Raw genomic sequence first — 12,235 nt, forward strand, 5'->3', positions numbered from 1 at the left:
AAACATTTTCCCACTCCTTTCATCTTTCTTTCTTCGGCGAGGCGTGGCTCCCGGCAGGCCCCCCGCCGTGCGGGCTCACCGGGGCAGCGAGAAGTCCACCGGCACCAGGCCGTCGGCCACCACGGCCTGGCCGTCACGCATGGCCGGCACGAAGCGCCAGTGGCGGAGCACCTGCTGGCGGGCGGCGCTGTCGAGGGTACGCGAGCCGCTGCTGCGCTCGATCGTCACCTCGCTGGGGCGGCCATCGGTCCCCACCCGGACCCGCAGCAGCACCGTACCCTGCTGACCGTCGCGGATGGCCTGGATCGGGTAGGCCGGCGGCGGCGCGCTGCGGTACTGCAGCTGCACGCCCAGCGCGGGCGGACCACCGCTGACGGGGGTGGACGGTTCCAGCGAGGGCAGGGCCGGCTCGCTGGCCGGCAACGGCGGCACCGCCAGGGTGTCGTCGGCGCTGGCGGTCGGCGGGGCCTGCGGCGGGGCAACCCGTTGCGTCGGGACCGCCGGGGCGGTCTTTGGCGGCGCCGGGTCGACGGTCACGATTTTCGGCGGCGGCAACGGCGGGGTGGGCGTGGGGGTCATCCAGCGCACGGACATGCGGTCGCGCTGGGCCGGCGCGGCCACGTAGGCGGCCGGAATCAACAACAGCATCAACGCCAGCGCGTGCAGTGCCAGCGCCGTGCTCCAACCGAGCACGCGGGAAACATCGAGTTGCAGGGGCATCACGGGGGGCTGCGTACGGACCATGCTCCACTCTCCTTGCCAGATGTGCGGGAACATCAACGTGCCAGCGCGGCCTGCGGGGTTGCGACGGGGCCGCGCAATGACAGCAATACCGGAGCGCGGCATGGGCCGGAAGCCATGCAGGAGGGGGGCGTTTGGCTGCCGCTCAGAAACGGGCGCCGGACAGCACGACGGCGCCCTGGGGCGCCGTCGTGGACTTGCCTGCCGGTGGGCTCAGCGGCCGAGGTCGAAGACCACGTCCAGGTTGACCGATACGGTCGATTCACCCGGCGAGACCGGGGTGGACACGTCCGCCGCCATCGGCGCCGCGGCCGCGCGCATCATCACCGGACGGAAGTTGCCGCCCCCGCTTTCGGAGATGCTGACGATGCGGCGCACGCGCAGGCCGAGCGACTTGGCATAGGTCTCGGCGCGGGCCTGGGCCTTCTTCAGCGCCGCCAGGCGGGCCTCGTCGTACACGGGCTCGGGCTGGTCGATCTCGAACTGCGGGCCGTTGATCTGGTTGGCGCCCTGCGCGGCCAGCGCATCGAGCACCTTGCCGAGCTTGGCGATGTCGCGGACCTTCAGGCTGACCGTGTTGCTGGCCTGGTAGCCGGTGATCTTCGGCGCTTCATTGTCCGCGTAACGGTACTGCGGGCTGAGGTTGACGCCGCTGGTCTGCACGTCGCGCTCGGCGATGCCGGCGGCCTTGATCGCGGCCAGCACCTTGACCATCTGCTCGGCGTTCTGGCGCATGGCGGTGTTGCCATCGACGGCCTGGGTGACCACGCCGGCCGACAGCGTGGCCACGTCGGGCACGCGCCGGGCCTCGGCGTTGGCCGAGATGTTGAGCAGGGTGCTGTCGGCCGCAACGGCGACGGCGGGCTGGGACTGGGCGTGTGCGGTCATCGAGGTTCCCAGGGCAAGGGACAGGGCAAGCAGCAGGGGGGACAACGAATGGCGGCGCATGTACATCTCCTTGTGAAGGCGTTGAGGTTGGTGTCGGGGCGATGAACGTGTCGTGAGCTTTCCCGGGGTTGATCACGTTTCGATACGGTTGCTCGCGATTCAGACAGTAGCCACAGGTTATGCTTCCGCGATGTTTTATCTTGCCTCCCGATCTCCCCGACGCAACCAGCTGCTCGCGCGCCTGGACCGGCCCTTCCGTGCGCTGGACCTGGAGGTGCCTGAAATCCGCGGCCCCGCCGAATCAGCCACCGGCTACGTGCAGCGCGTGGCCGCCGACAAGGCGCGCGCGGGCCTGGCGCTGGTCGCCGACGACGCGCAGGCCGTGGTGCTGGGCTCGGATACCGAGGTGGTGCTCGACGGCCGCGTGTTCGGCAAGCCGGCCGATGCCGCCGATGCGCGGGCGATGCTGCGCGCGCTGTCCGGGCGCACCCACCAGGTGATGACGGCGGTGGCGCTGGCCGCGGCCGGCCGCCACGACAGCGTGCTGGTGGTATCGGAGGTGAGTTTCATCGACATCGGCGACGACGCGATCGCGGCCTACGTGGCCAGCGGCGAGCCGATGGGCAAGGCCGGCGCCTACGCCATCCAGGGCGGCGCCGAACGTTACATCCGCCATCTGGCGGGAAGCTATTCGGGTGTGATGGGATTGCCCCTGCAACAGACCGAGCAGTTGCTGCAGGCGTTTGGCGTTCCGCCCGCTGCTTCCACCACGCCAACGGAGGGTGTCGTCCATGTCTGAAGAAATCCTGGTCAATGTCACCCCGCGCGAAACGCGCGTCGCCGTCATCGAGAACGGCATGCTGCAGGAACTGCATATCGAGCGCGGCTGGCGCCGGGGTGTGGTCGGCAACATCTACAAGGGCAAGGTGCAGCGGGTGATGCCGGGCATGCAGGCGGCCTTCGTCGAGGTCGGGCTGGAGCGCGCCGCGTTCCTGCACGCCAACGATGTGATCCGGCCGGCGCCGGTCGCCAGCGCCGATACCGAAGGCACCACGCTGCCGCCGCCCTCGTCGGTGCCGATCGTGGAACTGCTGCGCGACGGCCAGGACATCGTGGTGCAGGTGGTCAAGGACCCGATCGGCACCAAGGGCGCCCGCCTGACCACCCAGATCAGCATTCCCTCGCGCTACATGGTGCTGCTGCCGCAGTCCAAGGTGGTGGGGGTCTCGGCACGCATCGAGGACGAAGCCGAACGGGCCCGCCTGAAGAGCCTGGTGACCGAGCTGTCGGCCCAGCACGGCGGCTACGGCTACATCGTGCGCACCAACGCCGAAGGCCAGCCGGCCGAAGCCATTGCCGAGGACGTGGCCTACCTGTCGCGCGTGTGGAATGTGGTCGAGCGGCGCGGCCGCGATGCCGCGCCCTGCAGCGTGATCTATGAAGACCTGAGCCTGCCGCTGCGCTCGGTACGCGACCTGATCCGCAAGGACGTGGACAAGGTCAAGGTGGACTCCAAGGAAACCTTCGCCCAGCTGCAGGCCTTCGTGGCCAAGTACATGCCGGTGCTGGCCGAGAAGCTGGAGCTGTACAACGGCGACCGGCCGATCTTCGACATGTTCGGGGTGGAGGACGAGATCGGCCGCGCGCTGGACAAGCAGGTGCCGCTCAAGTCCGGCGGCTACCTGGTGATCGACCAGACCGAGGCGATGACCACCATCGATGTGAACACCGGTTCGTTCCTCGGCCAGCGCAACCTCGAGGAGACCGTGTTCCGCACCAACCTGGAAGCGGCGCAGGCCGTGGCGCGGCAGCTGCGGCTGCGCAACCTGGGCGGCATCATCATCATCGACTTCATCGACATGGACGATGCCGAGCATCGCCGCCAGGTGCTGCGCACGCTGGAGAAGGCGCTGGCCCGCGACCATGCCAAGACCACGGTGTACGAGTTCTCGCCGTTGGGCCTGGTGGAGATGACCCGCAAGCGCACCGTGGAGAGTCTGGAGCGGCAGCTGTCCGAGCCCTGCCCGGAATGCAGCGGCCGGGGCTCGATCAAGACCGCCGAAACGGTCACCTACGAGATCTTCCGCGAGATCACCCGCGCCGTGCGCCAGTTCGACGCCGCGCGCCTGCTGGTGATCGCCTCGACCAAGGTCGTGGCGCGCATCACCGACGAGGAATCCTCGGCGGTGGCCGAGCTGGAGGAATTCCTGGGCAAGTCGATCCGCTTCCAGGCGGACGAGCAGTACCTGCAGGAGCAGTTCGATGTCGTGCTGCTCTGACCGTCACCCGCCTGCGCCGTGCGGCGCGGGCGTCCACGCGTTGCGATGAGCACGCCGCTTCGACTGCGACTGCGAAGGATTCGCCGCCATGCTGTGTATGCACTGGCGATCGTATTGGTCTGCGTGGCGGTGCTGGTGGGCACCGTCAGCCAGCTGCTGCCCCTGGCCGAGCGGCACCCGGACAAGGTGGCCGCCTGGTTGAGTGCGCGTGCCGGCCAGCCGGTGCGTTTCGATGGGCTGGACACCGCCTGGACCCGGCGCGGCCCGCTGCTGCAGCTCAAGGGACTGCGCATCGGGGCCGGCGAGGGGCTGCGCATCGGCGAGGCCGAGGTGCTGGTGTCGATGTACGCCGGCCTGCTGCCGGGCCACTCGTTGACCGAACTGCGCCTGCGCGGCGTGGCCCTGGTGCTGCAGCGGGCCGCGGACGGCCGCTGGTCGGTGCGCGGCCTGCCGCAGGCGGGCAGCGGCGATCCGCTGGAAACACTGCGCCGGCTGGGCGAACTGCAGGTGATCGGCGGCCGCCTGAGCGTGGATGCGCCGTCGATCGGCGTGCAGGCCGCACTGCCGCGCATCGACCTGCGCCTTCGCGTGAATGGCCAACGCCTGCGCGTGGGCGCACGCGCGTGGGCGGACCCGGCGGCACAACCGTTGACCGCCGTGCTGGATTTCGACCGGCAGCAAGGCGATGGACAGGCCTGGCTGGCGGCCGACCCGGCCGATTTCCGCGCCTGGTCCGGCCTGCTCAGGGCGGGCGGCGTATCGCTGCAGCAGGGCACCGGCGAGTTCAATGCCTGGGTGGATCTGCGCGACCACAAAGTGGTGATGGTCACCTCCGATGCCGATCTGCAGGGGGTGCGCCTGCGCGGCGCGCCGCTGGCCGACGGCACGCGGCCGCAGCTTGCCCTGGATACCCTGCAGCTGCGCGCCCGCTGGCGTTGGGTGAAGGGCGGCTGGCGCGCGGATGCGCCGCGGCTGCGGATCGGCATGGAAGGAGGCACCCAGCAGCTGGACGGCCTGCTGATCGCCGGCGGCCAGCAGTTCGCGCTGTCCGGCGACAACCTGGATGCCACCGCGCTGCTGCGCGGTCTGGCCCTGACCGACCGCATCGACCCCGGCCTGCGCAGCTGGCTGCACGCGGCTGCACCGCAGGTGCGGATGAGCCGGGTGCGGGTGGCCGGCAGGCAGGGCGGGCCGCTGTCGATCGACGGTGAGCTGGATGAGATCCGCTTCGCCGCGGCCGGGCATTCTCCGGGCCTGAGCGGCGTGGGCGGCCGTTTCACCGGCGACGCCGATGGGTTCGCGCTGGACCTTGTGCCGTCGCGGGTGATGCATTTCGACTGGCCGACCGGGTTCGGCCAACGCCACGACGTCCGTCTGGCCGGCCGTGTGATCGGCTGGCGCGACGAAGCCGGCGGGTGGCGGATCGGTACGCCGGCACTGCGCGTGCAGGGCACCGACTATGCCGCCGACGTGCGCGGCGCGGTGTGGTTCCAGGGCAACGGAACCCGCCCGTGGCTGCAGTTGGCGGCCAAGATCGACGACGTGCCGATGACCACGGCCAAGCGCTTCTGGATCCACTCCAAGATGAGCAAGGGCGCCACCGACTGGCTCGACGCCGCGCTGGTGTCCGGGCAGGTGCGCGGTGGCGTGGGGCTGGTCACCGGCGACCTGGAGGACTGGCCGTTCGACCGCAACAACGGGCGCTTTGAAGCGACCGGCCACATCGACAACGGCAGCATCCGGTTCCAGCACGACTGGCCGACGATGGACAAGGTCAATGCCGACATCGCCTTCATCGGGCCCGGCTTCGAGCTGCACGGCAGCGGCGACCTGGCCGGGGTGGCGGTGAACCACTTCGACGCCGGCATTGCCGATTTCGGCCAGACCGACCTGTACGTGAAGGCCACCACCCGCAGTGATGCCGGCGCACTGCTGACGATGCTGCGGCGCAGCCCGCTGCAGGCCACCTACGGCGACACCCTGGACAACCTCACCGCGAAGGGGCCAGCCGCGGTGACCTTCGATCTGCTGCAGCCCCTGCACCATGACGACCCCGGCGGGCACCTACAGGGCACCGTCGACCTGGACGGTGCCAGTCTGTCGGACAAGCGCTTCGATCTCGCCTTCGATGCCATGCGCGGGCAGGCGCGCTACGGACGTGGCGGCTTCGACGCCGACAAGCTGGCGGTGCGCCACCTTGGCCAGGACGGGCTGCTCAGCCTGCGCGCCGGCGAGTATGTGCAGGACCCGCAGAAGGCCTTCGAATCCGAACTGACCGCCTCGCTCGATGCCGGCGGCCTGCTCGACCGCGCGCCGGAGCTAAACTGGCTCAAGCCGTACATCCAGGGCACCTCGCGCTGGACCATCGGGGTGACCCTGCCCAAGGTCGCCGCCGGCAGCAGAACGCCCGCGCCGACCGAGCTGCGGCTGCATTCGGACCTGGTCGGCACGCGCCTGGACCTGCCGGCGCCGCTGGACAAGCCGGCCGACGTGCCGCTGGCCACTGCGGTGGCGGCGCAGCTGCCGATGGGCAGCGGCCGGGTGGACGTGGCCTTCGGCCAGCGCCTGGCCCTGGCCGCGCGCATGCACAACAACCAGACCGGCGTGCAGGTCACCCTCGGCAGCGGCCAGGTGGATCGCGAGCCACCGGCCAGCGGGCTGGTGGTCAACGGCCGCAGCGGCTCGCTGGATGCGCTGGAATGGATCGGCCTGGCGCGTTCGCCCGGCGGCGACGACGGCAAGGACCCGATGCCGCTGCGGCACGTGGATGTGCAGGTCGGCCAGCTGCTGCTGGCCGGTGGCGTGTTCCAGCAGACCCGCCTGCAGCTGCGGCCCACCGGCAACAGCGTGGACGTGCGCCTGGACGGCCCCTCGCTGGCCGGCAGCCTGGATGTCCCCAATGCCGATGGCGGCACCATCGTCGGCAAGCTCAGCCGCGTGCACTGGCAGTCGCTGCCGACGCCGGTCAAGGCGCCGGGCGATGGCGCGCCGATCGTGCTGCCCAGCGACGCCCTGCTGGCGGCACGGGTGCAGGCCAGCGCCAATGACACCGACCCGGCCCGGATTCCGCCGCTGTCGCTGGATATCGACGACCTGCAGTTCGGCAAGGCCACGCTGGGCAAGGCGGTGCTGCGTACCCGCCCGATGGCCAATGGCCTGAGCGTGGACCAGCTGCAGTTCCGTTCGCCCAAGCAGGCCATCGATGTCAGTGGGCGCTGGATGGGCAGGGGCGCGGCCGCCCACACCCAGCTGACGGTGGACGTGAAGAGCGAGGATCTGGGCGGGCTGATGCAGAACCTGGATTACGGCGGCCAGCTGCGCGGCGGCCAGGGCCAGCTGCAGCTGCAGGCCGGCTGGCCGGGCGGTCCGTCGGACTTCCAGCTCGGCGCGCTGGAAGGGCGCCTGGACGTGCATGCGCGCAATGGCCAGCTGCTGGAGCTGGAGCCCGGCGCCGGGCGCGTCCTGGGCCTGCTCAGCGTGACCCAGCTGCCGCGCCGGCTGATGTTCGATTTCCGCGACTTCTTCTCCAAGGGGTTCGCCTTCAACCAGGTCGAAGGCACCCTGGCGTTCGCCGGCGGCCTGGCCACCACCGACAAGGTGCTGATCGAAGGTCCTGCGGCCAACATCAGCATCCGCGGCCAGACCGACCTGCGCCGCCAGCAGTTCGACCAGACCATCGACGTCAATCCGCGCGCCGGCAACCTGCTGACCGTGGTCGGCGCAGTCGCCGGTGGACCGGTCGGCGCCGCGGTCGGCGCCGCCGCCAATGCGGTGCTGTCCAAGCCGCTGGGCGAAATCGGCGCCAAGACCTATCGTGTGACGGGCCCCTGGGCCGAACCCAAGGTCGAGGTGATCGACCGCGACGATGCGCCCCGGCCGGCCCCGGCTCCCGCCCGCCCGACCCCGCGCTGACCCTTTTCCCGCGCCCGGGTTGCGATGGCGACCGGCGCCCTCAGATAGATGACATGACCGACAACGCACTCTCGCTGGCCCACGACCGACTGCTCCTGCCCGCCGGGCTGGATGCCAACGGCCTGGAACGCACCTTCGGCACCCTGCTGGGGCCGGGGATCGACTTTGGCGACCTGTACTTCCAGCACGCCCGGCGCGAAAGCTGGAGCGTGGAAGACGGCATCGTCAAGGACGGTGCCCATTCGATCGAGCAGGGCGTAGGCGTACGCGCCATCGCCGGCGAAAAGACCGGCTTCGCCTATTCCGACGACATCCATCGCGATGCGCTGCTCGCTGCGGCGCAGTCCGCACGTGCCATTTCCCGCGAGGGCGGGGCCCAGTCGGCCCGCTCGCTGGTGCGTGGCACCGGCCGCGCGCTGTACCCGGCGCTGGACCCGATCGACGGCATGGGCAACGAGGCCAAGGTCGAGATGCTCAAGCGCCTGGACCAGTACCTGCGCGCCGCGGACCCCCGCGTGCAGCAGGTGATGGTCAGCCTGTCCGGCGGCGTGGATACCGTGCTGATCGCGCGCAGCGATGGCGTGCTGGCCGCCGATATCCGGCCGCTGGTGCGCCTGAACGTGCAGGTGATCGTGGAACAGCACGGCCGGCGCGAATCCGGTTATGCCGGTGGCGGCGGCCGCTACAGCTATGCCGACCTGTTCGCCGACGGGCGCCCGGAGGCCTTCGCGCGTGAAGCGCTGCGCCAGGCGCTGGTCAACCTCGACGCGATTCCGGCCCCGGCCGGGGTCATGACCGTGGTGCTCGGCCCGGGCTGGCCCGGGGTGCTGCTGCACGAGGCGGTCGGCCACGGCCTGGAAGGCGACTTCAACCGCAAGGGCACCAGCGTCTACGCGGGGCGTGTCGGTGAGCGCGTGGCCGCGCCGGGCGTGACCATCGTTGACGACGGCACGCTGGACGGGCGCCGTGGCTCGCTGAACATCGATGACGAAGGCCACCCCACGCAGTGCACCACGCTGATCGAGGACGGCATCCTGGTTGGTTACATGCAGGATTCGCTCAATGCCCGCCTGATGGGCGTGGCGCCGACCGGCAACGGCCGCCGCGAATCGTTCGCGCACATGACCATGCCGCGCATGACCAACACCTACATGCGGGCCGGCCAGCACGATCCGGAAGAAATGATCCGCTCGGTCAAGAAGGGGCTGTACGCCGTCAACTTCGGTGGCGGCCAGGTCGACATCACCAGCGGCAAATATGTGTTCTCGGCCACCGAGGCCTACCTGATCGAAGACGGGCGGATCACCGCGCCGGTGAAGGGCGCGACCCTGATCGGCAATGGCCCGGAGACGATGCAGAAGGTGCGCATGATCGGCAACGATCTGGCCCTGGACGAAGGCGTGGGCATCTGCGGCAAGGATGGCCAGAGCGTGCCGGTGGGCGTGGGCCAGCCGTCGCTGCTGATCGATGGCATCACCGTGGGCGGCACCCAGGCCTGAGCCGCCGGATGCGCCCGTCCCTGTCGCCACACCGCGCGCGGGCCAGCACGACGCTGGCGCCGCCGCGTGGGCGCGTGGACTCAGTCGTCGGCGCGCTCGTCGCCGTCGTGGTCGACGTCAGCGTCAGCATCGGCGTCCGCCGCAGCGTCCGCCGCGTTCAGACCTTCCAGGCCGAGCGCGGCGGGCAGCATCAGGCCGCGCAGCACCTGGAAGATCTCGCGGTAGGCGCGCGGCGGCTTGTTCTTGGCGCGGTCGGCCTGGGCATTGCGCACCAGCGTGCGCAGCTGCTGGCGGTCGGCCTGCGGGTATTCGGCCAGCAGCAGGCCCAGCGCCTTGTCGCCGTCCTTCATCAGGCGTTCGCGCCAGTCTTCGACACGGTGCATGGTGGCCACTTCACGGCGCGAGGTATCGCTGTTGGCGTCCAGCGCGTCGCGGATCGCATCCAGCACGGCGTCGTCCTCGCGGCGCATGTGCTTGGCCAGAAACGCCAGCTGGCGCTTGTGGGCGATGTGCGCGGTGATGCGCTTGGCCTCGGCGATATGCGGCAGCAGGTCTTCGGGCACCGGCAGGCGGGCCAGCTGGGCCGGGGTCAGCGAGACCAGCTTCTCGCCCAGCGCCAGTACATCCAGCGCAGCCCGGCGATTCTGGCTACGGCTGATGTCAAGGAATTCACCGGTTTCTTCGTCGCGTCCGCGCATCGTCTTATTTCCACATCCAGAACTGTGCCCCGCGTTGCGCCGGGCACTCACCCGTACAGGATAAAGCATTGAACGTGATCTCCCCTGAAGTCTCCCCGGCCGACGACAGCCTGCAGCGCCTGGAGCAGCTGGCCGACATCTCCCAGCGCCTGCTGGAGCGGGCCAAGGCCCTGGGCGCCACCCAGGCCGAGGTCAGCTGCAGCGAGGAGCGCGGGCTGGACGTGAATGTGCGCCTGGGCGAGGTGGAAACCGTGGAATCCACCCGCGACCGGGGCATTGCGGTGACCGTCTACTTCGGCCAGCGCAAGGGCAGCGCCAGCACCGCCGACCTGCAGGACGCCAGCCTGGAGTCCACCGTGGCCCAGGCCTGCGCGATTGCCCGGCACACCGAGGACGACGCCGCGGCCGGCCTGGCCGAGGCCGCCCTGATGGCCCGCACGTTCCCCGATCTGGACGGCTGGCACCCCTGGGCGCTGGGCGCCGACGAGGCCCTGGACCTGGCCCTGGCCTGTGAAGCGGCCGGGCGCGAGGCCGATCCCCGCATCAGCAATTCCGATGGCGCCTCGGCCGCCACCGCGACCAGCCTGTCGGTGTACGCCAACTCGCACGGGTTCATCGGCCGCGAGCGCAGCAGCCACCATTCGATCGGCTGTGCGCTGATCGCCGGCCAGGGCGACGGCATGCAGCGCGATGGCTGGTACAGCAGTGCGTTGGCCCGGGAAGACCTTGAGTCGGCGGCGGCGATCGGCCGCCAGGCCGCGCAGCGGACCGTGGCCCGGCTGCAGCCGCGCTCGATGGCGACCGCGCAGATGCCGGTGCTGTACGCCCCGGAAGTGGCGCGTTCGCTGATCGGCCACCTGCTGGGTGCGGTCTCCGGCGGCGCACTGTACCGCCGTGCCAGCTTCCTGCTCGACAGCGTCGGCACCCGCCTGTTCCCCGACTGGTTCGGCATCGAGGAACTGCCGCTGCTGCGCCGGGGCCTGCGCTCGTCGGCCTTCGATGGCGATGGCGTGGCAACCCGCAACTCGGCCCTGGTCAGCGACGGGATCCTGCAGCGCTACGTGCTGGGCAGCTACTCGGCGCGCAAGCTGGGCCTGCCGACCACGGCCAATGCCGGCGGCGTGCACAACCTGAAGGTCACCGCCAATGCGGGCGACCTGACCGCCATCGCGCGGCAGATGGGCAACGGCCTGCTGGTCACCGAACTGATGGGGCAGGGTGTCAACGGCGTCACCGGCGATTACTCGCGCGGGGCAGGCGGGTTCCGCGTGGAGAACGGTGAAATCACCTATCCGGTGGATGGGATCACCATTGCCGGCAACCTCAAGGACATGTTCGCCGGCATCGAAGCGGTGGGTACCGATATCGACCGCCGCTCCCACGTCCACGTCGGGTCGATCCTGGTCGGACGGATGACCGTTGCCGGTAATGATTGACGTATTCTATTGGAGCTGCCCTGGCAGGCGGGGAGCCTGCCGCGCACTACCCACATACCGCACAAGGAGCTTTACGTGAGCGAATTCGACAACGTCACCGCCCCGCCGCCGCCGCCGGCCCACACCGATCCGGTGCCGAGCGACCAGCGCACGATGGCGCTGGCCGCGCACCTGCTGGGCATCTTCACCTGGTTCATCGGCCCGCTGATCATCTGGCTGGTCAACAAGGACGACAGCAGCAAGGCATTCGTCAACGACCAGGCCAAGGAAGCGCTGAACTTCCAGATCACCATCACCATCGCGATGCTGATCTGCTTCGTGCTGATGATCGTGATCATCGGCGGCCTGCTGGCGCCGCTGGTCGGCATCCTGAATCTGGTCTTCTGCATCATCGCAGCCGTGAAGGCGAACAACGGCGAAGCCTACCGCTACCCGTTCGCGCTGCGCCTGGTGAAGTAAGCGGGCAGCTGCACGCCCTGCGGCCCCATGAAAAACGCCCGGCACTGCCGGGCGTTTTTTTGTTCACGCGAGGCGCGGCGGCCGGTGGGTCGGGCGCTGGGCCACGATGCCCTTGCCGGCGAATGTCCCCCGGCGCCGGCCTGCGGCCGCCCCCTCCTCCTTTAGTTCGCCCACAAGGGCATCGCGGCCCACGTGCTGGGACAACAGGCGCCTCGAAAAGGCCTGCTTTTCCGCACGCACACCGCACGCCGAGCCCCGGGGGGGGGGGAAGGGGAAGTGGTAAAAGGGAGGGGGGGGGGGGGGGGATAGGGCAATGCGGAGGG

At 70.0% G+C, this 12,235-nt stretch carries 9 protein-coding genes; 6 read left to right on the forward strand and 3 right to left on the reverse strand.

Translation table 11 applies throughout. From position 1 onward, the window contains the following. Window positions 1-75: 75 nt before the first annotated feature. Both ACO6VK_RS04290 and ACO6VK_RS04295 read right to left on the reverse strand, forming a co-directional pair. Window positions 76-744, reverse strand: a complete 669-nt coding sequence (locus ACO6VK_RS04290) for an energy transducer TonB (RefSeq protein ID WP_422505721.1) — start codon at window positions 742-744, stop codon at window positions 76-78. 210 nt (window positions 745-954) lie between these two features. Continuing rightward, a complete protein-coding gene (locus ACO6VK_RS04295; RefSeq protein WP_411851694.1) occupies window positions 955-1,689 on the reverse strand; it encodes an SIMPL domain-containing protein in 735 nt (244 codons plus the stop codon). 130 nt (window positions 1,690-1,819) lie between these two features. Between ACO6VK_RS04295 and ACO6VK_RS04300 the strand changes: the two genes are divergently transcribed. From ACO6VK_RS04300 to tldD, 4 genes are read left to right on the forward strand one after another with little or no spacing between them, the layout of a single operon-like run. Next, window positions 1,820-2,428, forward strand: a complete 609-nt coding sequence (locus ACO6VK_RS04300) for a Maf family nucleotide pyrophosphatase (RefSeq protein WP_422505722.1) — start codon at window positions 1,820-1,822, stop codon at window positions 2,426-2,428. Beyond that, entirely contained in the window at window positions 2,421-3,908 is a 1,488-nt protein-coding gene (gene rng, locus ACO6VK_RS04305) for a ribonuclease G (RefSeq protein ID WP_422505723.1), read from the forward strand. The genes ACO6VK_RS04300 and rng overlap by 8 nt, the downstream gene beginning before the upstream one ends. A gap of 45 nt (window positions 3,909-3,953) precedes the next feature. After that, on the forward strand, window positions 3,954-7,820 hold the full coding sequence (locus ACO6VK_RS04310) for a YhdP family protein (protein WP_422505724.1): 3,867 nt from the start codon (window positions 3,954-3,956) through the stop codon (window positions 7,818-7,820). A gap of 53 nt (window positions 7,821-7,873) precedes the next feature. After that, window positions 7,874-9,319: a metalloprotease TldD gene (gene tldD / locus ACO6VK_RS04315; protein ID WP_422505725.1), complete on the forward strand. Its 1,446-nt coding sequence runs from the start codon at window positions 7,874-7,876 to the stop codon at window positions 9,317-9,319. A gap of 80 nt (window positions 9,320-9,399) precedes the next feature. On the opposite strand, the gene yjgA is transcribed toward tldD, so the two are convergent. After that, on the reverse strand, window positions 9,400-10,017 hold the full coding sequence (yjgA, locus tag ACO6VK_RS04320) for a ribosome biogenesis factor YjgA (RefSeq protein ID WP_422505726.1): 618 nt from the start codon (window positions 10,015-10,017) through the stop codon (window positions 9,400-9,402). Between the two features lie 68 nt (window positions 10,018-10,085). On the opposite strand from yjgA, the gene pmbA reads away from it, so the two are divergent. Next, window positions 10,086-11,453, forward strand: coding sequence for a metalloprotease PmbA (gene pmbA / locus ACO6VK_RS04325; protein WP_422505727.1), 1,368 nt, complete (start codon window positions 10,086-10,088; stop codon window positions 11,451-11,453). A 75-nt stretch (window positions 11,454-11,528) separates the two neighbouring features. Next, entirely contained in the window at window positions 11,529-11,912 is a 384-nt protein-coding gene (locus ACO6VK_RS04330; RefSeq protein WP_017355123.1) for a DUF4870 domain-containing protein, read from the forward strand. The last annotated feature ends 323 nt before the right edge of the window (window positions 11,913-12,235 follow it).

The sequence above is a fragment of the Stenotrophomonas sp. GZD-301 genome, from assembly GCF_049310345.1.
Lineage (GTDB): Bacteria > Pseudomonadota > Gammaproteobacteria > Xanthomonadales > Xanthomonadaceae > Stenotrophomonas.